This window comes from Sphaerotilus montanus (assembly GCF_013410775.1).
GTDB classification, from domain to species: Bacteria; Pseudomonadota; Gammaproteobacteria; order Burkholderiales; family Burkholderiaceae_C; genus Sphaerotilus; species Sphaerotilus montanus.
Genome location: NZ_JACCFH010000001.1, coordinates 3,121,698 through 3,143,753, shown reverse-complemented (window position 1 = coordinate 3,143,753; position 22,056 = coordinate 3,121,698). Strand labels below are relative to the sequence as shown.

The window sequence follows — 22,056 nt, the reverse complement described above, 5'->3', positions numbered from 1 at the left end:
ACATGAGCATCCTGATCAACAAGGACACCCGCGTCATCACCCAGGGCATCACGGGCAAGACGGGCCAGTTCCACACGCTGGGCTGCCAGGCGTACGCGAATGGCAAGAACGCGTTCGTGGCGGGTGTGAACCCGAAGAAGGCGGGCGAGAAGTTCTCGGACATCCCCATCTACGCCAGCGTCAAGGAAGCCGCGCAGCAGCAAGGCGCCACCGTCAGCGTGATCTACGTGCCGCCGGCCGGCGCCGCTGCGGCGATCTGGGAAGCGGTGGAAGCCGACCTGGATCTGGCGATCTGCATCACCGAAGGCATCCCCGTGCGGGACATGCTGATGGTGCGCAACAAGATGAAGGCCAAGGAAGCGGCCGGCGGCAAGAAGACGCTGCTGCTGGGCCCGAACTGCCCCGGCCTGATCACGCCGGAAGAGATCAAGATCGGCATCATGCCGGGTCACATCCACCGCAAGGGCCGCATCGGCGTGGTGTCCCGTTCGGGCACGCTGACGTACGAAGCCGTGGCGCAACTGACCGAGATCGGTCTGGGCCAATCCAGCGCGGTCGGCATTGGCGGCGACCCGATCAACGGGCTGAAGCACATCGACGTGATGCGCGCGTTCAACGACGATCCGGACACGGACGCCGTGATCATGATCGGCGAGATCGGTGGTCCGGACGAGGCCGAAGCGGCGATGTGGTGCAAGGTGAACATGACCAAGCCGATCGTGGGCTTCATCGCCGGCGTGACGGCGCCGGCCGGCAAGCGCATGGGCCACGCCGGTGCGCTGATCTCGGGTGGTGCGGACACGGCCGACGCCAAGCTCGCCATCATGGAAGAGTGTGGCTTCACCGTCACGCGCAATCCGTCCGAGATGGGCAAGCTGCTCAAGGCGCTGCTGAAGTGATCTGATCTGATGCCGTCACCGTCACGCCCGTCGGCGTGACGCCGCGACGAAGAAGGCCACCCGCGAGGTGGCCTTTTTTCATCCGTGCTCAAGGCGGATCCCGGACGGTCGATAGACCGGATCATGCCGCTCGCTCAACTGCTCAGAACCTTCACCATCCGCACACGGATGAACGCGGCCATCGCGCTCGTCGTGCTGCTGTTCATGTTCGTCGGCGCCATCGGCACCCTCGGAGGACGCCAGTTGCAGCAGCTCAACAGCGCGTTCACGGCGACCACGCTGCGCGATGTGCACCGGCTCGGCGACATCCACACCGCCATCGGCGCGCTGCTGCCCCACGAGAAGCAGGCCATCATCGACTACGAGGACGGTGTGTCCGTGCTCAAGGAACGCGAAGCCTGGAACGCGGCTGTCGCGACGACACGCAGCGCCCTGGTCGCACTGCAGGCGGATGCCTCCCCCGACATGGCACGCCTGTGCGGTCAGGCCCTTGAGCAGCTGGACCAGTACGCCCGGCTGACCAGGTCGGTGCTCGACCAGATCCAGGACGGCGGTTTCCAGACCGCCCGGGACGCCGACAAGGCCATGGCCCCGGCCAAGACCGCCATCCAGGCCATCGACCGGCACCTGGGCGACATCAGCCGGCTGGTCGACGACGAAGCCAGTCAGGGCAAGCTGAACTTCGACACCGCCATGCAGCACACGCTGTGGCTGTACCTGGGCACACTCGGCCTCATCATTGCCCTGCTGGCCCCGCTGACCTGGCTCAACGCGCGCTCCATCGTGCTGCCGATCGAGCAGGCACGGGCCGTTGCCGAGTCCATCACCCGCGGCGATCTGACACACCCGGTTCCTGTGCAGGGACGCGACGAAGCCTCGGCACTGACCGGCTCGCTGCGCGACATGCAGCAGTCCCTGCGGAACCTGGTGGGTCAGGTCCGCGGGACGGCTGACGACATCCGTCTGGCCAGCCACGAGATCGCCACCGGCAACCAGCACCTGAGCACACGCACCGAGCAGACCGCAGGCAACCTGCAGCAGACGGCCTCCTCCATGGAGGAACTCACCACCACTGTCACGCACTCTGCCGAATCGGCGCGGCACGCCAGCCAGCTGGCGGCCTCCGCGGGCGAAGTGGCCGGACGTGGCGGCAGCGTGGTGGCCCACGTGGTCACCACCATGGACGAGATCCAGGCCTCGTCCCGGAAGATCGCCGAGATCACGGGCGTGATCGACGACATCGCCTTGCAGACCAACATCCTCGCCCTGAATGCTGCTGTCGAGGCGGCACGTGCGGGCGAACAGGGCCGCGGCTTTGCCGTCGTGGCCAGCGAGGTGCGCAACCTGGCCAAGCGCTCGGCGGATGCGGCAAAGCAGATCAAGGGACTCATCGACCACAGCGTGGAGCAGGTCCGCGCCGGCTCGCGCCTCGTCGGGGACGCAGGCCGCACCATGACCGAGATCGTGACGTCGGTCCAGCGCGTCACCGAGATCGTCGACGCCATCACCGTGACCAGCACCCAGCAGGCCGGCGGCATCGCGCTGGTGAACGCGGCCGTGGTGGAGCTGGACCAGATGACGCAGCAGAACGCGGCCATGGTCGAGCAGTCCGCCGCCGCCGCCCAGGGCCTCCAGGAACAGTCGGAGCGGCTGGCCCAGGTCGTCGGAACCTTCCGGATCGATGCGGCGACTTGATCGGACTCAGCGGCCGTAGGTCGCCGTGAACGAGGCCTTGCCGAGCAGCTTGTCGCCCAGGCCCTTGTTCAGCACGAAGCCGTGCAACGCGGCGGTGCCGGTCTTCGGGATGCCCGCGGCCGCGTGCAGGTTGTCCACGCCCAGCGCGAAGACGGTGAAGATGTAGCGGTGCGGCTTGTCGCCCACCGGCGGGCACGGGCCACCCCAGTTGCCGTTGGCACCGGTCGCGCCGGTGTCGTGGAAATCCGTCATGCCGCCGCTGGCTCCGCCCGGCAGCCGCGACAACGAATTGCCCGCGCCCTGTGCCAGCGAGGTCACCGCGGCCGGGATGTTGTAGACGCCCCAGTGCCAGAAGCCGCTGCCGGTCGGTGCATCCGGATCGTAGACCTGGACCGCATAGGACTTGGTGCCTGCTGGCGGATTGGTCCAGACCAGCGCCGGGGACACGTTCTCGCCCTTGCAGCCGAAGCCGTTGAGCACGAACTTGTTGGCGATGGTGCTGCCCTCGGCGATGTCGGGGCTGGACAGCGTGAAGCTGCTGGCCGGCCTGGCCAGTGGCGAGAGCGACGGCATCGAACCCGAGCAGCCGGCCAGCAGCGCAGCAGCGGCGGCGGTGGCAAGCAGGACGGGCGAGAAATGGGTGCGTTGGCGTTGCATCGTGCAGAGTCTCCAGAGGCTGAAATCGGTTGCCGCGCATGGGCGTGGACATTCTGTCAGTCCCTGGCCGCCTGGCTCACCCCATGAACCCGAGGTCCTGCAGGGAGATTGATCAGGCACGGCCTGGCACGGAGGCATGGCAGGACAATGCAGCGCATGCATTACCTCCACACCATGGTCCGCATCACCGATGTCGATGCCTCGCTCCGCTTCTACCGCGACGCCCTCGGGCTGGAAGTGCTCTCGCGCCGCGACGTGCCGCAGGGGCGCTTCACGCTGATTTTCCTGGCCGCGCCGGGCAACGAGACGGCGCAGGTCGAACTCACCCACAACTGGGATCCCGAGGCCTACACCGGCGGGCGCAACTTCGGGCACCTCGCCTATGCGGTGGACGACATCTACGCCACCTGCCAGCGCCTGATGGACCACGGCGTGACGATCAACCGGCCGCCGCGGGATGGGCGGATGGCGTTCGTGCGCTCGCCGGACGGGATCTCGGTCGAGCTGCTGCAGCATGGGGCGGCGCTGGCGGTGGAGGAGCCCTGGGCGTCGATGCCGAATGTGGGGGTGTGGTGACCGGCTGATCGACAAGGGATTTGACTTTTGCTCGGTGATCAGACTGACGCACTACGCGTGGCCAACCACTCGCCATAGACAAACGCCACCCGAGCATCCGCCGCCAGCGCATCCAGCCGTGCCGCGTCCTCCATCACCGGACGCGCAGCTGCCCTCAGCATCGGCTCCCAGTGGTCCGCCACCAGAGCCGCCGTGTCCCGCAGCCAGACCCGCGCCGCGTCCGGCTCCAACCCCAGATGACCGGCCGCCGCCAGCAACTGCACGACGCTGGTACGCGCCGACCCATCCACACCTGTGGCCATCGACAACAGCGGCCCGTCCTCCGTCGGACCGGACAGGGTGGCCACAGCGGGCGTGATGTCGAACGCAGGCGCCAGCCGCCAGACCTCGCGCAGTTGCCCCGGCAGATCACCGCTTTCACGCGCCCAGATCCGCAGACGGTCGCCCAGGTTCAGATAGGAGCGTTGCGGATCGCCTCGAACTGCCTGCGGAGCCAATCGGAGCACGGTGTGCGCGCTTGCATAGAGGCGGCGCTGCGGCTGTTGGGGGTCACCCGCCCGGTCGAATCGCTCGACCAGCAGCACCTGGTGCGCGCCAAAAGTGTGCAGTTCCACCTCGGCCACCGACAGCCCGGCCATGCGCGCCAGCCGCATGGTGACGAACTCGCGTGCGGGCAGCGCAGGCCGGTCACCGCGTGACTGGATCTTGGCCAGCCACAGGCGCCCGTCATGCACGAGCGTGGCTTTCGGGCGCTCGCCGCCAGCGCTGGTGTCGAGATCCTCGTCGAGCCGGCGCAAAGCCCGGCTGGCCGGGGCCGCCGCGTCCAGTTCCTGCGCCAGCGATTGCAACTGGTCCAGCGCCTTGGGTTGCCAGTCCAGCTTCGCCGTGATGTCGGTGCAGACCTCGATGGCGCCCACACCGTCCGGCACACCGCGCTCCAGCAGTTCCAGCGGCGTGAGTGCCCTGCCAGCCTGGGCCTCCAGCCGATCGGCGCCATAGCCCGCCGGCTTGGCATCCCGGACGACGCCCGGCAATCCATCCGACGCCCCGAGCACCATGCCCCGCTTCTTGCGCGTCAGGCGCAGTTCGACCGGATCGAGCGCCACGGCATCGGGGCGCCCGAGGTAGTCCGGCAGATAGGCGAAGCGCGCACCGGGCCCGACGCCCGCCAGCTCGCCCGCCTGCACCGGCTCAGCGCGGCCCGGCAGCCAGACCCAGACCGGCACCGCGCCCATCACCCGCCCCCGAGCCGGCGCTCGACGAAGTTCACCGTTTCCGGATCACGCCGAGGGTCCAGCCAGTCCTCGACCTGATCGAGCAGGTTCAAGCCCTGCAGCACCTTGAGGAAGTTGCCCAACGCCACCCCGTCAGCGCCGGCTTCCAGCGCCCGCAGCGTGGACAGCGACACATCGGACAGGTGCGCCAGATCCTCCTGCGTCAGCTCGCGCAGCTTGCGGGCGCGGACCAGGCGCTTGCCCAGGCGATCAAGGCTGGCTTGAACCAGGATCGGGTGGGCTTCGGGGTGCGGGCTCGCGGGGTTGTCATGCCGACAATCTAAGGCAGGATGTGTGTCATCACAACGATTCAATGCATCAAACAGCTTGGATTCACCACATAAGAGAAGCCCGACCGGCTTGCGCTGATCGGGCTTCCTGTCGCAGGCGTTGACGCGCTGCGTGGGTACCCGCTTTCGCGGGTATGACGGGAATCGCCTTACTTCTTGCCCGGCGGCAGGTCCGTGTCCTCGGTCAGCCCGGCCCACGCCAGTTCCTTGTTGCCCTGCAGCGTGCCGGCGATGACTTCTGCCGCAACGTGTGCCTGTCGAATGATTATTCCCATTTAGGTATAGTTGTCCGATGATGACAATCCCCCGACGACTGCGATGGGTCGGCTCCGCGCACAAGGATCTGTGCGCCATGCCGGCCGATGTGCAGGACACCTTCGGCTTCGCGCTACATCTGGCGCAAGCGGGCGGCAAGCACACGCAGTCGAAGCCGATGAAAGGGTTCGGCGGCGGCGCCGGGGTGCTGGAGGTGGTCGAGGATCATCAGGGCGACACCTACCGGGCGGTCTACACGGTTCGATTCGCCTCCGCTGTCTACGTTCTGCACTGTTTCCAGAAGAAATCCGTGTCCGGCATCGCCACCCCGAAGCCGGATCTGGCGCTGATCGAAGCGCGACTGAAGGCCGTCATGGCTGCTGAAAAGGATGCCAAGCGATGAGCATGAACACCACACCCACTGAGACACACCCCATCATCGCCGACGATCTCGCCATCCAGGACGGCAGCACCAACGTGTACGCCGACCTCGGCTATCCCGACGACAAGGACATGCTCGTCAAGGCCGGTCTGGCGCAGGAGATCGCCCAGATCATCCGCAGCCGCCACCTGACCCAGCAACGCGCCGCCGACCTGCTGGGCATGACGCAGCCCAAGCTCTCGGACATGCTCAGAGGTCGGTTTCGCGGCATCAGTCAGGCCAAGATGATGGACTGCCTGAACCGGCTTGGGCGGGATGTGGACATCGTGGTCCGAAAATCGCCCCAGCGCGGGGTGCTGGGGCAGACGCACGTCGTGGTCGGTTGATGGGGTAAGCCGTGAAGCCCTGAGCTGTCGTTCACGTCAGCCATTCGCAGTCGCCACAGGACGGCCGTCGCTAGAGGGCACTTCTAGAAACCGGCCCGGCAGCCCTGAACCTGGTCTGAGCCTGCACAAATCCAGCTCAGACGAGCAGTGGATGACGGCGGCGAGCCCCTGTCCCCACCGTCGCGGTACCCCGCGACGGGGTTTTTCCCCTCACGCGGGCTGTGCGGACGCACCTGCGCTCTTGACCAGCCACACCAGCCTGCGCGCGTTGTAGGCCGCGCACTGCAGCGTGATCGCCAGCGCATTGCGCGCCAGCGTCATCGCCCGCACGCACTTGCCGCCCTGCTGGCTCAGCGCCGCAAAGACGTGCTCGACCCGTGCCCGCGTGCGGTTGATCGTCTTGTTGCGCTGCTTGAGCCGAACCTTGGCCGTCTGCCCTGGCTTGGCGCGACGTGCGATGCCGTCGGCCAGTCCGTGCTGCTGCAGCGTCTGACGGTTGGCCGCGCTGTCGTAGCCCCGGTCGGCCAGCAGCCGCTTGCGCGTGTTCGCCACCTGCAGCACGTCGGGCAGTTGCTGTCCGTCGTCCGCGTTGGCCGCCGTGATCTTCATCTGGCGGATCAGCTTGTAGCGTGCGTCCACGTTGCCGTGCAGCTTGTAGCCGTAGTACGCCTTGCCGTGCTTTTGCGTCCAGCGCGCGTCCCGGTCGGTGTGCGCCAGGCGCTTCTTGCTCCAGCCCTCGGGCGCCTCCCCCTTGTTCAGCGCCTCGCGCTCCCGGGCGTTGGCCTGCGTGATCGGCGCCTGCACGATGCTGGCGTCCACGATCTGCCCGCCCCTCGGGATGAAGCCGTGCCGCTGCAACTGCTGGCTCAACGCCTCGAAAATCGCCCGGCCTCCCAGCCCGCCTTCGGCCAGCCGCTGCCGGAAGTTCCACAGCGTGCGCGCGTCCGGAATGTTCAGCGCGCCGTCCAGCCGGCAGAACCGCTGGAAGCTCAGCCTGTCCAGCACCTGGTGCTCGCACTGCTCGTCCGACAGGTTGTACAGCCCTTGCAGGAACACCATGCGCACCAGCGCCTCGGTCGGGTACGGCGGGCGTCCGCCCTTGCTGCGGTCAGCGCGAGGGCAAGCCTTGTCCACCGCCGAGGCCATCGCCGCGAAGTCGATCAGTTCGTCCATCGCCGCCAGCGTCTGCACGTAGCCCTCCAGCTTGGCCTTGCGCTGCTGCACCACGAACAGGTCGTCCGCGGCCTCCTCAGGAAAGAAGCTCGATGGCTTGGTGCGGGGCGTGATCATGGGGCGGCATCTTGCCGCAGCGCGCGGCTCAGGTGGCGGTCAGGGTCGGTTTCTAGAAGTGCCCCATTGGCTGGTCCATGGGCAGTCGAATAGATACAGACTTGGTGCTCAATGCACTCTTGATGGCGCTGTGGCGCAGACAACCCCACGAATCAGTACTGGTGCATTCGGATCAGGGGTGCCAGTTCACGGGACATGCCTGGCAAACCTTTTCCTGATTAGCAACGATCCTCAGCATTCCCCCGAACGACCCGCTGAGCCCGAGGCTTGCACCGCGCGACATCGATGATGAGCCGAGCCACCAGCCCGCGCAGGTCGAACCGGCGGTTGAAGCGGTAGGCGAACGCTGCCAGATAGCTGCTGGCGTACTTGGGGTACTTGAACGCATGGAACGCACCCGACAACGTCGTCTTCAGGTTGCCCAGCACCGTGTTGACCCAGGTGAACTCGGGCAGCTCGCGCGGCTTGCGCTGGCCCACCACGATCGGCGTGTGCAGGCAGCCCGCGCTGGTGACCGCGGCGAAGCACCCCAGCCCGTCGCTGACCACCCGCGTTCCCGGCATCAGCGCCGCCTGCGCCCACTGGCCCACCGCCTCCAGCGTGAAGCCGCTCACCGGCGCGAGCTTGACGTACTGCGGATGCCCCTGGTCATCGACCGAGACCGCCGCCACGAACGGCACCTTGTTCTCCGAACCCCGGCCCGCCTTGCCGCCGCTGCGCTCTCCGCCAAGGTAGGCATCGTCGAGCTGCACCGTGCCGTCGAGTCGGTACTGGTCCACCCGCTCGGCCATCGCGTGCATGATCTTCTGGTGCATCAGCCACGCCGTCGGGTAGCTCACGCCCACCTGCCGCTTGAGCGCCAGCGCCGACAGTCCCGTCTTGGCCTGGCTGAGCAGGTAGATCGCCAGGAACCACGTCTTCAGTGGCAGCTTGGTGCTGGCGAACAGGCTGCCCGCGGTCAGCGATGTCTGGTGGCGGCAGCCGTTGCACTGGAACAGCTTGCGCGCCCCGTGGCCCACCACGTAGTGCGCCGCACTGCCGCAGCGCGGGCACTCGAAGCCCTGCGGCCAGCGCGCCTGCTTGACCGCCTCGGCGCATTGCTCTTCCGTGCCGAAGCTGGCCATGAACTCTGGCAGCGACATCCCCTGCTGGAACTGGATTCGGTTCATCGGCATGTGCTCGCTCCTGCGCTTGGTCTGTCTTCTACGCTACGCCTGATCGTCAGTTGGCACCTTGCTGAGAATCATTGCTAATCAGGTTGTTCCTTGCGGCAACGCGTTTATGAAGATTTTTTCACGGAGCAACATGCACAAACGCTCGTAAAGTGGTCCAGGACCCTCTGGCAGGCGCCACTCCATTAAGTCCGTCCAATTTTGGTCAGGGAAGTAAGCAGTCTGTGTAAGGACCCCGAGGTCAGTTTTACGATTGCGGCGTAACAACTTGCTCATGGCTCGGATTTACTGTGAAGAGTTCGTTTAGCTGGGCTCCCGACGGGATATTCGCGAAACCGTCAAATCGACCATTCTCCGCTATCAATCTTGCAGCTTCTAGAAGCCCGCCCCACGCTACACGTGACAACGCACCACCCAAGCTGATACGCCTCACGCCCAAATCAGCCAGTTCCTGAACCGAAAGATCGCTGTTCCATCCGACAAGCACATTTACAGGTTTGGGAGCTACCGCTGCGACAACAGCTCTAATTTCCGCACGTGTTTTGATACCCGGAGCATATAGACAGTCGGCACCAGCTTCTGAGTAGGCCCTTAGTCGGGCGATGGTGTCCTCCAAGTCAGGTTTACCGACGAAGAATTTTTCAGCTCGTCCGATGAGCATTGTCTGTCCCCCAGTCTCATCAATCGTTGCGCGAGCGACCATCATTCGCTGAACAGCTTCATTGAGATCTAGGACCGGCGTCGCAGCTTCACCGGTAGAGTCCTCTATTGATATCGCAGCTACTCCCGTCTGGACAGCCATACGAATATTCTCTGCCAACTTATCTAGCGTCTCAGCAAAACCGCTTTCGAAGTCAGCATTAACTGGCAAATTTGTGCTCTCAGCCATGTGACGCATGTGCCGTAGAACATCACTCAACTCTAACTGCCCATCGGTTAGGCCTTGTGACCACGCATAGCCCGCGCTGGTGGTTGCTATGGCTTTGAATCCAATCCTTTCGAGAGCTTTGGCTCCCCCGACATCCCAAGGGTTAGGCACTACAAAGCATCCTGACTTATGCATCTCGCGGAACAGTGTCCGCTTTTCTGAAGTGGTACGCGAAATCATCAAAGCTCCTTTTTGCGGTTTATTGATCTCGGCAGCCAGCGATCACGGAGTCTTGACGTCCAGCCGCTGGCTCCAATACACAGCGCAATTCCAACAAGTCGTGGATTCCGCGCAAGGTGATCGGCTTTACAACATAGCCTCGGCGCGATCATGCGGGGATTGTGGATCCGGATTCGGCGGGCGGTACCAGCGCGCCTCAAGACCAGAAGCACTTAGCACATGTTTGCTCAACCTGCCATCTGGCATCGACAGCGCGTCGCCCTGATCAGGGGTCATCCGTGTGGGAATAGGCGGCGTGTTCATATCAGCTTTCGGTACTGGACAAAGCCGCTCTTGTCGGCGATCTTGTCGTAGAGGTGCATGGCATCGGTGTTGGTCTCGTGCGTAAGCCAATGCACGCGGCTTGCTCCTTTCGCCTCGGCTGCGGCATAAACATAATCAATCAGAGCCCGTCCCACGCCCTTACCACGCAGTTCTGGCGAAGCAAACAGGTCTTGTAGGTATACGTAATCTCCCGCTGTCCAGCAACTACGGTGAAAGATGTAATGGACCATGCCGACCAGCACACAGTCTTGCTCGGCCACGGCGCAGTGCATGGGTTCTGCGGGATCGAGAAACCGGGCCCAAGTTGTCTGAGTCACAGCCTCAGTGAGGCTCGTCTTGTAAAAGGTTTGGTAACCCTGCCACAAGGGAAGCCACTGCGCATAGTCTTGTTCTGTTGCAATACGGATGTTCATGGTTTTCGTTCAGAGTAGGTCGAGTGGACTTACTGCCGTGCTGTCGGAAGGCCAGTGGGAACGCGAGATACCAGCCTCTGGCGGATGTCTACCAATGACATACATTGCATGCCATCCGGCTCAAAATTGTCTTCCGAGAGCCAGGTTTCCAATGCGGCTTTGATGACGGGCCACTCACTATCAATGATGGAGAACCACGCCGTGTCGCGTGAACGGCTCTTGTAGATCACTGCTTGACGGAAGATGCCCTCAAACGTGAAACCGAGACGCAGTGCTGCGCTGCGCGAAGGTGCGTTGAAGCTGTCGCACTTCCACTCAAAACGGCGGTAGCCGAGTGTCTCGAACACATGCTTCATCAACATGTATTGCACTTCAGTGGCGGCTGGAGTCCGTTGCAACAGGGGCGAGTAATAGACGTTGCCAACTTCCACCACGCCAGAGTTTGGATCGACACGCATCAAGGTGAGGTAACCCACGGCAGACTGGGTCTTACTGTCAACGATGGCAAAGAACAGAGGGTCTCGGCTTGATTGTATGGATTCCAGATATGCCATTAGAGCCCCCATTGTGGCGAAGGGTTCACTGAAGAGGTACGTCCAGTCGCGATCATCAGGAGCGGTCGAGAGGGCGGCAAACAGTTCGGGACCATGGCGCTTGGCGTTGATAGGCTCAAGGTGGCAGAACTGCCCTTGCAGGGTGGTGGGTGTTGGTGCCTGACGGGGCGTCCATTGGAGTAATGGATCACCGATCGACTGGTTGAATTCATTGAGGCGTGGCATGGTTTGGAAGCTTTGCAGAAGTGAGAAGAACATACTATAAGCACATCATGGCATGATATAAAGTGCCATAAACAATGCTTTTTATAGCGCCACGAACCATGAACTCTCAGCCTTCGCTGTTGGAAGCGCCTCTCGAGAAAAGCAGCACCGAGCCTTTGCAGCGACAACTATGTGCTCGCATCAAGAGTGCCATCGTGGATGGGCGCCTACCTGCGGGTGTGCGCTTGCCGGCCACACGGGTTCTCGCACAAACTCTAGCCATATCTCGCAATACTGTCAGCATTGCATATGAACAGTTACTGACTGAAGGCTATGTGTTGTCCGATCGCCAAGGCACGGTAGTCGCAACGCTACGCCCTTCTGTGTTCCCACACGCGCGTCGTCATGACCTGCCCCGCAGCGAGGCACTACTTTCCCATCCAAATCTGGCCGATCGTCTTAAGAGCCTGCGTCCCACAGCATCAGTGGCGGCCGACCTGACCGCCATGCGCCCGGGCGTGCCTGCACTCAACCAGTTTCCGCTGGCGCAATGGCGCAAGGCTTTGGACAACGTCACCCGCACTGACACACCCTACATGCTCAATTACGGTGACCCGTTGGGGCAAAGTGCACTGCGCTCTGCGATTGCCGAACATTTGGCGCTTACTCGGGGCGTGCACTGTGAAGCAGCGCAGGTGGTCATAACCGAAGGCGCGCAAGAAGCACTGGCGTTGTGCGTGCGCTTGCTTACCAATCCGGGTGACACGGTTTGGATGGAGGACCCTGGCTATCGGGGTGCTAAGTCCGCTTTCTACGCTGGTGATGTTCGCGTACGTCCCATGCGACTGGACACTGAGGGCTTGCAGTTCACCAGCAGTGACTGGCGCAATCACACGCCGCGGGTGGTCTACACAACGCCATCGCATCAATACCCTCTGGGCAACGTGATGTCGGTGGCGCGCAGACTTGCACTGATAGCAGCAGCGCAAGCGCACAACGCATGGATTATTGAAGACGACTACGACAGCGAGTTTCGGTTGGAGGGCGCACCCATAGGTGCCATGCAAGGTCTGGTGGATGACGCCCCAGTGCTATACGTGGGCACGTTTTCGAAAACTATGTTCCCCGCCTTGCGCTTAGGATTTTTGGTCTTACCCACCCGATTGCTCGCAAGGTTGGAATCGCCTTTGCGCGAACTGCTTCGTGGTGGCCACAACCACGAACAGTTAGCGATGGCGCAGTTCATCACATCCGGCCAATTTGCGCGCCATCTGGCCCGCATGCGCCGCTTGTACAGAGAGCGCCAGCAAGTCCTTCGGCATGCGCTTACACAACACTTGAGTGCGCCGCACAGTCTAGAGGGAGGACGTTGCGGATTGCATCTTTGCGTACGATTTGATGCGAAGTACCCTGATACAGCTGTCGCTGAAGCCGCTCGGCGCTACGGTATGGCGCCGCAAGCTCTGTCTGCCTTCGCGCTCTCAGCCACACCAGAAGACAACGGGCTGGTTTTAGGCTACGGCAACACGCCGATTGAGACCATGGGCTCGTTGGTATCTTGCTTGCGACGAATTCTTCACAGTGTCGAATTGAAGCCAAATTTCACTGGCTAGAAGCACGCAACCACACTGGAATTGAGCCGTCATCGTCCTCAAACACGTCCCAGATGCTGCTCTGCGGGGCCGATTTCGCAGCGGCCACCAACGTCTTCGCGAGTTCGCGCCGGGCAATGGTTCGCTTCATGTCTAGACGGTGCGTTGCCGGGGTGACTGCGATTGCACGTGCCTGACCCGTGGTGTCATCCGCGTTGACCAGCCGTGCCGCTCTCACAATGACGTAAGGCAGTCCACTTTGAGCCAGCGCGGCTTCGCGATCCACCACGTTTTTCTGCATTCCTCGCTTGGCAAGGTTGAGCAAATGCCAGACCCATGAAGGCTTGTTCGGTCCAATGACGGACAGCAGCACGATCTTGGGATGTTTGGTGTGTTGTTTGGCTGCATGGATTGAATTCATGAATCCGTCGAACATCAAGGATCGAACTTCCTGCCGGGATGCAAACCGCTTGTGAATGTCCGCCGTAAAGAAGACAGCATCGAAGTCTCCATCCAACGCTCGTGCTATAGCATTTGGATCGGTCACATCGGCGCTGTACGGTTCGATAATTTCTGTTGCGGGTAGCGGCTGTTGACGCCGACCGAAATTTGACAGTCTAGAACCGGAAGTGCCGATCCAAAATTGACAGGGGTGTTCCACTGTCCTGCTGAAACTTTCAGCAGGGGTTTTACAGGTGATCACCATGGACATGATTGGCAAGGTGCGGCGCATGAAGTTGCGCGACCAACTCTCTGACGGAGAGATTTGCAGACGAACGGGACTGGCCAGAAACACGATCAAGAAGTGGCTGAAGGCTCCCGGCGACATAACTCCGAAATACGAACGCAAGAAGGCTCAAGGCAAGCTCACACCGTTTGAGCCAGTGCTGGACCAAGCCTTGCGCACGGACGCGCACAGGGCCAAGCATGCGCGGCGCAGTGGCAAGGCGCTGTTTGCGCAAATTCAGGCGCAGGGATACCGGGGTGGCTACAGCGCCGTTACCGATTTCATCCGTGCATGGCGAGAAGAACGTGTCAAGGACCCCACCAAGGCTTTTGTGCCGCTGAGCTTCGAGCTCGGCGAGGCATTCCAGTTCGATTGGAGTGAGGAGGGCCTGTTGGTTGGTGGGGTGTTTTACAAGAGTATCCGTCCGGCCAAGTCACATTGAATGGTGAGGGCCGTGCGAGGATGCTTGTGTCCACGAACAAATGCGTGGACACATGGACACTTCTCAAATCGGAACCCAAGACGTTGCTGCAGCGGCCAAGCGACGCTGGCGGCGGCATTCTCCGGAATTCAAGGCGCGAGTGATCGAGCTGGCGCGGCAGCCTGGCGCATCGGTGGCGGCCGTAGCGCTGGCCAACGGCCTGAACGCCAACATGCTGCGCCGCTGGGTCCATGAAGCGGCGGCCGGCGGTGGCGCCTCGAAGGCCACAGCCACCAGCGTTGCGCCGGCGTTGGCGGGCTTCGTGCAGTTGCCGATGCGCGAAGCCGAGCATCACGCCGTGCTCGATGCCCAGCCGGTGCCGCCGACGGTACCCCGGCCCCCCGACATCACGGTGGAGATCCACCGCGGGGGCACCACGGTGAACGCCAGGCTGCCCATGGATGAGCGCAGCGCCGCGTGGCTGCGCGAGGTGCTGGGATGATCCGCGTCGATGCGGTGTGGCTGGCCGTGCAACCCCTGGACATGCGCCTGGGCACTGAAGCCGCGCTGGCCCGTGTGGTCGGCGTCTTCGGCGCCGCACACCCGAACCATGCCTACCTCTTCGCCAACCGGCGCGCCAACCGCATGAAGGTGCTGGTACACGATGGCATCGGGGTGTGGCTGGCGGCCCGGCGGCTGAACGCCGGCAAGTTCGTCTGGCCTGCCGACGCCGCGAGTACGCTGCAACTGACGCGTCCGCAGCTCGATGCCCTGGTGCTGGGTCTGCCTTGGCAGCGCCTGGGCGATGCGGGAATCATCCGCGTGATCTGAGCGGTTGCTGGCGTCATCGGCAATTGCCGAATGTGCCGATGCGCGAGGCACTCGGGCGCGGCAAGATGGCCGCCCATGATCAGCGCACAGCAACTGGACGCACTGGACCCGCCCACGCGGCAGGCGATGCTGTCGCTGTTGTCCGAACTGAAGGCCGAACTCAGCGCCAAGGACGCCCTGATCGCGCAACGCGACCGCGAAGCCGCCTTCAAGCAGGCGCTGATCGACAAGCTCACGCACGAGATGGCGGTGCTCAAGCGGCTGAAGTTCGCCGCCACCAGCGAGCGCTTCGCCAGCACCCTGGCGCCCGAGCAGAAGAGCCTGCTGGAGGAGACGCTGGACACCGACCTGGCCGAACTCGAACGGGAGATCGAGCGCGAGCAAGGCCTGGGTGACGACAAGGCCAAGGACAAGACCGGGAAGAAGACCCCCAAGCGCACCCCTCTGCCACCGCACCTGCCGCGCCACGACGTGCCGCACGAGCCGGCCGACACCCACTGTGGCTGCGGCCAGCCGATGCAGCGCTTCGGCGAGGACGTGGCCGAACGGCTGGACTACCAGCCCGGCGTGTTCAGCGTGGAGCGCCATGTGCGCGGCAAGTGGGCGTGCCGCTGCTGCGAGAAGATCGTGCAGGCGCCAGTGCCGGCCCACGTCATCGACAAGGGCATCCCCACGGCCGGTCTGCTGGCACACCTGCTGGTGGCCAAGTTCATGGACCATCTCCCGCTGTACCGGCAAGAGCACATCTTCGAGCGCGCCGGCCACCTGATCTCGCGCTCGACCCTGGCGCAGTGGATCGGCGAGTGCGGCGCGCAACTGCAGCCGCTGGTGCAGGCACTGGCCGACGAACTGCGCCGCCATGTCGTGCTGCACGCTGACGAGACGCCGGTGGCGATGCTCAAGCCGGCGCACCTGCGCGACGGCAAGACCCATCGTGCCTACATCTGGTCGTACTGCACCACGAGCGCGAACCCGACCAAGGCGGTGGTGTTCGAGTTCAGCGAGGGCCGCGGCGGCGAGAACGTGCGCGCATTCCTCCAGCTCGATACCCCGCAGGCCTGGCAGGGCACGCTGGTCACCGACGGCTTCAGCGGCTACACCGCCTGCTTCGACAAAGGAGTGACCTCGGCGCAATGCATGGCGCACGCCCGCAGGAAGTTCAACGACCTGTGGGCCAACCACCGCAGCCAGGTGGGCCGCAAGGCGTTGCGCTACTACCAGTGCCTGTTCAGGATCGAGCGCGAGATCGAAGCCCTGCCCAGCGGCGAGCGGCGACGCATCCGGCAACGCAAGTCACGCCGGGTGTTGGCCCTTTTCCACCGCTGGCTGCTGGCGCAGCGGCAACTGGTGCCGCCCGGTTCGGCCACGATGAAGGCCATCGACTACAGCCTCAAGCGCTGGAAGGAACTCACCCGCTTCGTCGAGGACGGCGACGTGCCGATCTCGAACAACTGGGTGGAGAACCACATCCGGCCGATTGCCATCGGCAGGTCGAACTGGTTGTTCGCCGGCAGCCTGCGGGCGGGCAAGCGGGCCGCGGCCATCATGAGCCTGCTGCACTCGGCGCGCATCAACGGGCATGAGCCCTATGCGTACTTCAAGGATGTGCTCGAACGGCTGCCAACGCATCCGGCCAGCCGGATCCGGGAGCTGCTGCCACATCGCTGGTCGCCTGCTTCCTGAACGGGGGTGTCGCTTCGTGTTGGCTGTCAGGGATGACTTGGCCGGACGGATACTTACAAGATGCAGGTGGCGCATCTAAAGCTGTGTGCCAGTCGTGCCTTCTGGCTGGTGGCCTACCCCGGTCAGGGGCACGAGATGCTGTTCGATGCGCACACCCGGTCATTCCATGCATTGGGCGGGGTTGCCAGGCGTGGCATCTACGACAACATGAAGACAGCAGTGGACAAGGTAAAGAAGGGCAAGGGCCGCATTGTCAACGCGCGCTTCTCGGCCATGTGCAGCCACTACCTGTTTGACCCGGATTTCTGCAACGTTGCTTCCGGCTGGGAGAAGGGCGTGGTGGAGAAGAACGTTCAGGACAGTCGCAGGCGAATCTGGATTGAGGCGGGCACCAGACGCTTTGGATCATTCGCCGAACTCAACGCCTGGCTTGGGGAGCGGTGCCACTCCATCTGGGCGGATACGGTACATCCGATCCACAAGCAGTTCACGGTGGCGGAGATGCTGGAACTGGAGCGGCCGCACCTCATGTCGATGCCTGTTCTGTTCGATGGCTATGTGGAGAAGCCTGCGCGAGTCAGTAGCACCTGCTTGGTCGCGGTGGCACGTAACCGTTACTCAGTCCCTTGTGAATGGGCCGGACACCTGGTGAGCACGCGGCTGTATCCAAACCGTGTAGATGTTGCCTGCGCAGAAACCATCATCGTATCCGTCCGGCCAAGTCATCCCTGACAGCCGACACGAAGCGGATGCTCCCGTTCAGGAAGCAGGCGACCAGCGATGCGGCAGCAACTCCCGGATCCGGCTGGCCGGATGCGTTGGCAGCCGTTCGAGCACATCCTTGAAGTACGCATAGGGCTCATGCCCGTTGATGCGCGCCGAGTGCAGCAGGCTCATGATGGCCGCGGCCCGCTTGCCCGCCCGCAGGCTGCCGGCGAACAACCAGTTCGACCTGCCGATGGCAATCGGCCGGATGTGGTTCTCCACCCAGTTGTTCGAGATCGGCACGTCGCCGTCCTCGACGAAGCGGGTGAGTTCCTTCCAGCGCTTGAGGCTGTAGTCGATGGCCTTCATCGTGGCCGAACCGGGCGGCACCAGTTGCCGCTGCGCCAGCAGCCAGCGGTGGAAAAGGGCCAACACCCGGCGTGACTTGCGTTGCCGGATGCGTCGCCGCTCGCCGCTGGGCAGGGCTTCGATCTCGCGCTCGATCCTGAACAGGCACTGGTAGTAGCGCAACGCCTTGCGGCCCACCTGGCTGCGGTGGTTGGCCCACAGGTCGTTGAACTTCCTGCGGGCGTGCGCCATGCATTGCGCCGAGGTCACTCCTTTGTCGAAGCAGGCGGTGTAGCCGCTGAAGCCGTCGGTGACCAGCGTGCCCTGCCAGGCCTGCGGGGTATCGAGCTGGAGGAATGCGCGCACGTTCTCGCCGCCGCGGCCCTCGCTGAACTCGAACACCACCGCCTTGGTCGGGTTCGCGCTCGTGGTGCAGTACGACCAGATGTAGGCACGATGGGTCTTGCCGTCGCGCAGGTGCGCCGGCTTGAGCATCGCCACCGGCGTCTCGTCAGCGTGCAGCACGACATGGCGGCGCAGTTCGTCGGCCAGTGCCTGCACCAGCGGCTGCAGTTGCGCGCCGCACTCGCCGATCCACTGCGCCAGGGTCGAGCGCGAGATCAGGTGGCCGGCGCGCTCGAAGATGTGCTCTTGCCGGTACAGCGGGAGATGGTCCATGAACTTGGCCACCAGCAGGTGTGCCAGCAGACCGGCCGTGGGGATGCCCTTGTCGATGACGTGGGCCGGCACTGGCGCCTGCACGATCTTCTCGCAGCAGCGGCACGCCCACTTGCCGCGCACATGGCGCTCCACGCTGAACACGCCGGGCTGGTAGTCCAGCCGTTCGGCCACGTCCTCGCCGAAGCGCTGCATCGGCTGGCCGCAGCCACAGTGGGTGTCGGCCGGCTCGTGCGGCACGTCGTGGCGCGGCAGGTGCGGTGGCAGAGGGGTGCGCTTGGGGGTCTTCTTCCCGGTCTTGTCCTTGGCCTTGTCGTCACCCAGGCCTTGCTCGCGCTCGATCTCCCGTTCGAGTTCGGCCAGGTCGGTGTCCAGCGTCTCCTCCAGCAGGCTCTTCTGCTCGGGCGCCAGGGTGCTGGCGAAGCGCTCGCTGGTGGCGGCGAACTTCAGCCGCTTGAGCACCGCCATCTCGTGCGTGAGCTTGTCGATCAGCGCCTGCTTGAAGGCGGCTTCGCGGTCGCGTTGCGCGATCAGGGCGTCCTTGGCGCTGAGTTCGGCCTTCAGTTCGGACAACAGCGACAGCATCGCCTGCCGCGTGGGCGGGTCCAGTGCGTCCAGTTGCTGTGCGCTGATCATGGGCGGCCATCTTGCCGCGCCCGAGTGCCTCGCGCATCGGCACATTCGGCAATTGCCGATGACGCCAGCAACCGCTCAGATCACGCGGATGATTCCCGCATCGCCCAGGCGCTGCCAAGGCAGACCCAGCACCAGGGCATCGAGCTGCGGACGCGTCAGTTGCAGCGTACTCGCGGCGTCGGCAGGCCAGACGAACTTGCCGGCGTTCAGCCGCCGGGCCGCCAGCCACACCCCGATGCCATCGTGTACCAGCACCTTCATGCGGTTGGCGCGCCGGTTGGCGAAGAGGTAGGCATGGTTCGGGTGTGCGGCGCCGAAGACGCCGACCACACGGGCCAGCGCGGCTTCAGTGCCCAGGCGCATGTCCAGGGGTTGCACGGCCAGCCACACCGCATCGACGCGGATCATCCCAGCACCTCGCGCAGCCACGCGGCGCTGCGCTCATCCATGGGCAGCCTGGCGTTCACCGTGGTGCCCCCGCGGTGGATCTCCACCGTGATGTCGGGGGGCCGGGGTACCGTCGGCGGCACCGGCTGGGCATCGAGCACGGCGTGATGCTCGGCTTCGCGCATCGGCAACTGCACGAAGCCCGCCAACGCCGGCGCAACGCTGGTGGCTGTGGCCTTCGAGGCGCCACCGCCGGCCGCCGCTTCATGGACCCAGCGGCGCAGCATGTTGGCGTTCAGGCCGTTGGCCAGCGCTACGGCCGCCACCGATGCGCCAGGCTGCCGCGCCAGCTCGATCACTCGCGCCTTGAATTCCGGAGAATGCCGCCGCCAGCGTCGCTTGGCCGCTGCAGCAACGTCTTGGGTTCCGATTTGAGAAGTGTCCATGTGTCCACGCATTTGTTCGTGGACACAAGCATCCTCGCACGGCCCTCACCATTCAATGTGACTTGGCCGGACGGATACGTTTCGAAGGCTATTTGTTCGTTCACAGGATCTCCCTTGGTGTTGCGGCGGCTGATGCAGAAAAGTGTACCTACGCACGATCTTGGCTCTGCACGCCGATTCAGTACAGAAATGGCAAAAAGCCCGACCGGCTCACACCGATCGGGCTTTTCTTCGCAGACGTTGAAGCGCTGCGTGGGTACCCGCTTTCGCGGGTATGACGGATCGCCTTACTTCTTGCTCGGCGGCAGATCCGTACAACTGCCGTGCGCGACCTCAGCCGCCATCCCGATCGACTCACCCAGCGTCGGATGCGGATGAATCGTCTTCCCGATGTCCACCGCGTCCGCGCCCATCTCGATCGCCAGCGCGATCTCGCCGATCATGTCGCCCGCGTGCGTGCCGACGATGCCGCCGCCGAGGATCTTGCCGTGGCCGTGGGCCTCGGGTGAATCGTCGAACAGCAGCTTCGTGAAGCCTTCGTCGCGGCCGTTGGCGATCGCGCGACCGGACGCCGTCCACGGGAACAGGCCCTTCTTGACCTTGATCCCCTGCGCCTTCGCCTGGTCCTCGGTCAGCCCGACCCACGCCACTTCCGGATCGGTGTAGGCCACGCTCGGGATCACGCGGGCGTTGAACGCAGCCGAGGCCAGTTCCTTGTTGCCCTGCAGCGTGCCGGCGATGACTTCCGCCGCGACGTGCGCCTCATGCACCGCCTTGTGCGCCAGCATCGGCTGCCCGACGATGTCGCCGATGGCGAAGATGTGCGGCACGTTGGTGCGCATCTGGATGTCGACGTTGATGAAGCCGCGATCGGTCACGGCCACACCCGCCTTGTCAGCCGCGAGCTTCTTGCCATTGGGCGTGCGGCCCACAGCTTGCAGCACCAGGTCGTAGACGCCTTCCGACTTCGTGCCGTCCAGCCCCTCGAACTGCACCTTGATGCCTTCGGGGGAGGCTTCGGCGCCGACGGTCTTCGTCTTCAACAGGATGTTGTCGAAGCGCTTGGCGTTCATCTTCTGCCAGACCTTGACGAGGTCGCGGTCCGCGCCCTGCATCAGCCCGTCGAGCATCTCCACCACGTCCAGGCGGGCGCCCAGCGTGCTGTAGACGGTGCCCATTTCGAGGCCGATGATGCCGCCGCCGACGATGAGCATCTTCTTCGGCACGGCCTTGAGCGCGAGCGCCCCGGTCGAGTCGACGATGCGCTCATCCTGCGGGAAGAACGGCAGGCGCACGGCTTGCGAGCCCGCCGCGATGATGGCGTGCTTGAACTTGACGACCTTGGCACCGCCCGCGCGCTCCGTGCCCGCGCCCGTGGTCTCTTCGACCTGGACGTGGTACGGGTCGAGGAACTGGCCGACGCCGCGCACGGTGGTGACCTTGCGCATCTTGGCCATCGCGGCGAGGCCGCCGGTCAGCTTGCCGATGACCTTGTCCTTGTGGCCACGCAGCTTGTCGATGTTCAGGCTCGGGGCACCGAACTCGACGCCCAGGTCACCCAGGTGCGACACCTCGTCCATCACGGCCGCGACGTGCAGCAGCGCCTTCGACGGGATGCAGCCGACGTTCAGGCAGACACCACCCAGCGTCGCATAACGCTCGACGATGACGACCTTCAGGCCCAGGTCGGCCGCGCGGAACGCCGCCGAGTAGCCGCCGGGGCCGGCGCCGAGCACGAGCAAATCGCACTCGACATCGGCCGCGCCGCTGTAGCTGCCGGCAGGACCAGCGGCGACCGCCACCGGAGCCGGCGCCGCGACCGGAGCCGCTGCAGCAGGTGCCGGGGCCGGCGCTGCGGCAGCAGCCGCCGCATCCGCGCTGTCCAGCACCAGGATCACGCTGCCCTGGTTCATCTTGTCGCCGATGGCAACCTTCAGCTCCTTGACCACGCCCGCATGGCTCGACGGAATTTCCATCGACGCCTTGTCGGATTCGACCGTGATCAGGCTCTGCTCGGCCTTCACCGTGTCGCCGGGTTTCACCAGCAGCTCGATGATCGCCACGTCCTTGAAGTCGCCGATGTCGGGGACTTGTACTTCGATCAATGCCATGTCAGTTCCTTC

The 22,056-nt window shown here is 64.0% G+C and carries 23 protein-coding genes and 3 pseudogenes; 12 read left to right on the top strand and 14 right to left on the bottom strand.

Annotation, left to right across the window (positions count from 1 at the left end; genetic code table 11):
• Window positions 1-2 precede the first annotated feature (2 nt).
• Entirely contained in the window at window positions 3-899 is an 897-nt protein-coding gene (gene sucD / locus BDD16_RS14390) for a succinate--CoA ligase subunit alpha (RefSeq protein ID WP_179634071.1), read from the top strand.
• Window positions 900-1,022: 123 nt separating this feature from the next.
• Window positions 1,023-2,594, top strand: a complete 1,572-nt coding sequence (locus BDD16_RS23325; protein WP_179634575.1) for a methyl-accepting chemotaxis protein — start codon at window positions 1,023-1,025, stop codon at window positions 2,592-2,594.
• Between the two features lie 6 nt (window positions 2,595-2,600).
• On the opposite strand, the gene BDD16_RS14380 is transcribed toward BDD16_RS23325, so the two are convergent.
• Window positions 2,601-3,167, bottom strand: coding sequence for a YbhB/YbcL family Raf kinase inhibitor-like protein (locus BDD16_RS14380; protein ID WP_179636166.1), 567 nt, complete (start codon window positions 3,165-3,167; stop codon window positions 2,601-2,603).
• 240 nt (window positions 3,168-3,407) lie between these two features.
• Here BDD16_RS14380 and BDD16_RS14375 point away from each other — a divergent pair, with 240 nt between their 5' ends.
• The gene (locus BDD16_RS14375; RefSeq protein WP_179634574.1) at window positions 3,408-3,827 is read left to right on the top strand and encodes a VOC family protein; all 420 of its coding nucleotides are present in this window, start codon (window positions 3,408-3,410) and stop codon (window positions 3,825-3,827) included.
• Between the two features lie 38 nt (window positions 3,828-3,865).
• On the opposite strand, the gene BDD16_RS23320 is transcribed toward BDD16_RS14375, so the two are convergent.
• From BDD16_RS23320 to BDD16_RS23205, 3 genes are all read right to left on the bottom strand, one after another.
• A complete protein-coding gene (locus tag BDD16_RS23320; RefSeq protein ID WP_179634573.1) occupies window positions 3,866-5,062 on the bottom strand; it encodes a type II toxin-antitoxin system HipA family toxin in 1,197 nt (398 codons plus the stop codon).
• Window positions 5,062-5,415, bottom strand: a complete 354-nt coding sequence (locus BDD16_RS14365) for a helix-turn-helix domain-containing protein (RefSeq protein ID WP_246332557.1) — start codon at window positions 5,413-5,415, stop codon at window positions 5,062-5,064. The genes BDD16_RS23320 and BDD16_RS14365 overlap by 1 nt, the downstream gene beginning before the upstream one ends.
• Window positions 5,416-5,540: 125 nt before the next feature.
• A complete protein-coding gene (locus BDD16_RS23205) occupies window positions 5,541-5,666 on the bottom strand; it encodes a hypothetical protein (protein WP_257645066.1) in 126 nt (41 codons plus the stop codon).
• A gap of 17 nt (window positions 5,667-5,683) precedes the next feature.
• On the opposite strand from BDD16_RS23205, the gene BDD16_RS14360 reads away from it, so the two are divergent.
• The gene (locus BDD16_RS14360; RefSeq protein ID WP_218897817.1) at window positions 5,684-6,049 is read left to right on the top strand and encodes a type II toxin-antitoxin system RelE/ParE family toxin; all 366 of its coding nucleotides are present in this window, start codon (window positions 5,684-5,686) and stop codon (window positions 6,047-6,049) included.
• A gap of 2 nt (window positions 6,050-6,051) precedes the next feature.
• On the top strand, window positions 6,052-6,414 hold the full coding sequence (locus BDD16_RS14355) for a helix-turn-helix domain-containing protein (RefSeq protein WP_179636163.1): 363 nt from the start codon (window positions 6,052-6,054) through the stop codon (window positions 6,412-6,414).
• A gap of 210 nt (window positions 6,415-6,624) precedes the next feature.
• Here BDD16_RS14355 and BDD16_RS14350 read toward each other — a convergent pair whose 3' ends face one another.
• Window positions 6,625-7,704 (bottom strand): IS5 family transposase, encoded by a 1,080-nt coding sequence (locus BDD16_RS14350; protein WP_179634572.1) that lies wholly within the window; start codon window positions 7,702-7,704, stop codon window positions 6,625-6,627.
• A 65-nt stretch (window positions 7,705-7,769) separates the two neighbouring features.
• Between BDD16_RS14350 and BDD16_RS14345 the strand changes: the two are divergent.
• Window positions 7,770-7,916 (top strand): annotated as a pseudogene (locus tag BDD16_RS14345) (DDE-type integrase/transposase/recombinase); the annotation flags it as partial.
• A gap of 6 nt (window positions 7,917-7,922) precedes the next feature.
• On the opposite strand, the gene BDD16_RS14340 reads toward BDD16_RS14345, so the two are convergent.
• The 4 genes from BDD16_RS14340 to BDD16_RS14325 form a co-directional block, all read right to left on the bottom strand.
• A complete protein-coding gene (locus tag BDD16_RS14340; RefSeq protein ID WP_179632313.1) occupies window positions 7,923-8,879 on the bottom strand; it encodes an IS1595 family transposase in 957 nt (318 codons plus the stop codon).
• A 244-nt stretch (window positions 8,880-9,123) separates the two neighbouring features.
• The gene (locus tag BDD16_RS14335; protein ID WP_310734001.1) at window positions 9,124-9,981 is read right to left on the bottom strand and encodes an isocitrate lyase/PEP mutase family protein; all 858 of its coding nucleotides are present in this window, start codon (window positions 9,979-9,981) and stop codon (window positions 9,124-9,126) included.
• Window positions 9,982-10,283: 302 nt separating this feature from the next.
• Window positions 10,284-10,721, bottom strand: a complete 438-nt coding sequence (locus tag BDD16_RS14330) for a GNAT family N-acetyltransferase (RefSeq protein ID WP_179634570.1) — start codon at window positions 10,719-10,721, stop codon at window positions 10,284-10,286.
• 29 nt (window positions 10,722-10,750) lie between these two features.
• Entirely contained in the window at window positions 10,751-11,500 is a 750-nt protein-coding gene (locus BDD16_RS14325; protein ID WP_179636162.1) for a GNAT family N-acetyltransferase, read from the bottom strand.
• Window positions 11,501-11,598: 98 nt separating this feature from the next.
• Between BDD16_RS14325 and pdxR the strand changes: the two genes are divergently transcribed.
• Entirely contained in the window at window positions 11,599-13,092 is a 1,494-nt protein-coding gene (pdxR, locus tag BDD16_RS14320) for a MocR-like pyridoxine biosynthesis transcription factor PdxR (RefSeq protein WP_179634569.1), read from the top strand.
• Here the strand turns inward: pdxR and BDD16_RS14315 are convergent.
• A complete protein-coding gene (locus BDD16_RS14315) occupies window positions 13,082-13,783 on the bottom strand; it encodes an NAD(P)H-binding protein (RefSeq protein WP_179634568.1) in 702 nt (233 codons plus the stop codon). The genes pdxR and BDD16_RS14315 overlap by 11 nt on opposite strands.
• Between BDD16_RS14315 and BDD16_RS14310 the strand changes: the two are divergent.
• From BDD16_RS14310 to istA, 5 genes and pseudogenes are all read left to right on the top strand, one after another.
• Window positions 13,776-14,207: pseudogene (locus BDD16_RS14310) on the top strand (IS21 family transposase); the annotation flags it as partial. The gene BDD16_RS14315 and the pseudogene BDD16_RS14310 sit on opposite strands and share 8 nt — an antisense overlap.
• Before the next feature lie 85 nt (window positions 14,208-14,292).
• Window positions 14,293-14,721 (top strand): transposase, encoded by a 429-nt coding sequence (locus tag BDD16_RS14305; RefSeq protein ID WP_179634565.1) that lies wholly within the window; start codon window positions 14,293-14,295, stop codon window positions 14,719-14,721.
• Window positions 14,718-15,050 carry an IS66 family insertion sequence element accessory protein TnpB gene (gene tnpB, locus BDD16_RS14300; RefSeq protein WP_179634566.1) on the top strand — a complete coding sequence of 111 codons (333 nt, stop codon included), beginning with the start codon at window positions 14,718-14,720 and terminating at the stop codon, window positions 15,048-15,050. Before BDD16_RS14305 ends, tnpB (BDD16_RS14300) begins: the two co-directional genes overlap by 4 nt.
• 75 nt (window positions 15,051-15,125) lie before the next feature.
• A complete protein-coding gene (gene tnpC / locus BDD16_RS14295; RefSeq protein WP_179634567.1) occupies window positions 15,126-16,733 on the top strand; it encodes an IS66 family transposase in 1,608 nt (535 codons plus the stop codon).
• 54 nt (window positions 16,734-16,787) lie between these two features.
• Window positions 16,788-17,438, top strand: a pseudogene (gene istA / locus BDD16_RS14290) (IS21 family transposase); the annotation flags it as partial.
• Window positions 17,439-17,492: 54 nt separating this feature from the next.
• On the opposite strand, the gene tnpC (BDD16_RS14285) reads toward istA, so the two are convergent.
• The 4 genes from tnpC (BDD16_RS14285) to lpdA form a co-directional block, all read right to left on the bottom strand.
• Window positions 17,493-19,100, bottom strand: a complete 1,608-nt coding sequence (gene tnpC / locus BDD16_RS14285) for an IS66 family transposase (protein ID WP_179634567.1) — start codon at window positions 19,098-19,100, stop codon at window positions 17,493-17,495.
• A gap of 75 nt (window positions 19,101-19,175) precedes the next feature.
• On the bottom strand, window positions 19,176-19,508 hold the full coding sequence (tnpB, locus tag BDD16_RS14280; RefSeq protein WP_179634566.1) for an IS66 family insertion sequence element accessory protein TnpB: 333 nt from the start codon (window positions 19,506-19,508) through the stop codon (window positions 19,176-19,178).
• Window positions 19,505-19,933 carry a transposase gene (locus tag BDD16_RS14275; RefSeq protein WP_179634565.1) on the bottom strand — a complete coding sequence of 143 codons (429 nt, stop codon included), beginning with the start codon at window positions 19,931-19,933 and terminating at the stop codon, window positions 19,505-19,507. Before BDD16_RS14275 ends, tnpB (BDD16_RS14280) begins: the two co-directional genes overlap by 4 nt.
• A gap of 287 nt (window positions 19,934-20,220) precedes the next feature.
• Complete coding sequence (gene lpdA, locus BDD16_RS14270; RefSeq protein WP_179634564.1) at window positions 20,221-22,044, bottom strand: dihydrolipoyl dehydrogenase; 1,824 nt, start codon at window positions 22,042-22,044, stop codon at window positions 20,221-20,223.
• Window positions 22,045-22,056: the final 12 nt, after the last annotated feature.

Excerpts from the sequence above, each read along its gene's own strand:
- sucD (WP_179634071.1), top strand. The coding sequence starts at position 3 with ATGAGCATCCTGATCAACAAGGACACCCGCGTCATCACCCAGGGCATC.
- BDD16_RS23325 (WP_179634575.1), top strand. The coding sequence starts at position 1,023 with ATGCCGCTCGCTCAACTGCTCAGAACCTTCACCATCCGCACACGGATG.
- BDD16_RS14380 (WP_179636166.1), bottom strand. The coding sequence starts at position 3,167 with ATGCCGTCGCTCTCGCCACTGGCCAGGCCGGCCAGCAGCTTCACGCTG.
- BDD16_RS14375 (WP_179634574.1), top strand. The coding sequence starts at position 3,408 with ATGCATTACCTCCACACCATGGTCCGCATCACCGATGTCGATGCCTCG.
- BDD16_RS23320 (WP_179634573.1), bottom strand. The coding sequence starts at position 5,062 with ATGGGCGCGGTGCCGGTCTGGGTCTGGCTGCCGGGCCGCGCTGAGCCG.
- BDD16_RS23205 (WP_257645066.1), bottom strand. The coding sequence starts at position 5,666 with ATGGGAATAATCATTCGACAGGCACACGTTGCGGCAGAAGTCATCGCC.
- BDD16_RS14360 (WP_218897817.1), top strand. The coding sequence starts at position 5,684 with ATGATGACAATCCCCCGACGACTGCGATGGGTCGGCTCCGCGCACAAG.
- BDD16_RS14355 (WP_179636163.1), top strand. The coding sequence starts at position 6,052 with ATGAACACCACACCCACTGAGACACACCCCATCATCGCCGACGATCTC.
- BDD16_RS14350 (WP_179634572.1), bottom strand. The coding sequence starts at position 7,704 with ATGATCACGCCCCGCACCAAGCCATCGAGCTTCTTTCCTGAGGAGGCC.
- BDD16_RS14340 (WP_179632313.1), bottom strand. The coding sequence starts at position 8,879 with ATGCCGATGAACCGAATCCAGTTCCAGCAGGGGATGTCGCTGCCAGAG.
- BDD16_RS14330 (WP_179634570.1), bottom strand. The coding sequence starts at position 10,721 with ATGAACATCCGTATTGCAACAGAACAAGACTATGCGCAGTGGCTTCCC.
- BDD16_RS14325 (WP_179636162.1), bottom strand. The coding sequence starts at position 11,500 with ATGCCACGCCTCAATGAATTCAACCAGTCGATCGGTGATCCATTACTC.
- pdxR (WP_179634569.1), top strand. The coding sequence starts at position 11,599 with ATGAACTCTCAGCCTTCGCTGTTGGAAGCGCCTCTCGAGAAAAGCAGC.
- BDD16_RS14315 (WP_179634568.1), bottom strand. The coding sequence starts at position 13,783 with ATGTCCATGGTGATCACCTGTAAAACCCCTGCTGAAAGTTTCAGCAGG.
- BDD16_RS14305 (WP_179634565.1), top strand. The coding sequence starts at position 14,293 with ATGGACACTTCTCAAATCGGAACCCAAGACGTTGCTGCAGCGGCCAAG.
- tnpB (WP_179634566.1), top strand. The coding sequence starts at position 14,718 with ATGATCCGCGTCGATGCGGTGTGGCTGGCCGTGCAACCCCTGGACATG.
- tnpC (WP_179634567.1), top strand. The coding sequence starts at position 15,126 with ATGATCAGCGCACAGCAACTGGACGCACTGGACCCGCCCACGCGGCAG.
- tnpC (WP_179634567.1), bottom strand. The coding sequence starts at position 19,100 with ATGATCAGCGCACAGCAACTGGACGCACTGGACCCGCCCACGCGGCAG.
- tnpB (WP_179634566.1), bottom strand. The coding sequence starts at position 19,508 with ATGATCCGCGTCGATGCGGTGTGGCTGGCCGTGCAACCCCTGGACATG.
- BDD16_RS14275 (WP_179634565.1), bottom strand. The coding sequence starts at position 19,933 with ATGGACACTTCTCAAATCGGAACCCAAGACGTTGCTGCAGCGGCCAAG.
- lpdA (WP_179634564.1), bottom strand. The coding sequence starts at position 22,044 with ATGGCATTGATCGAAGTACAAGTCCCCGACATCGGCGACTTCAAGGAC.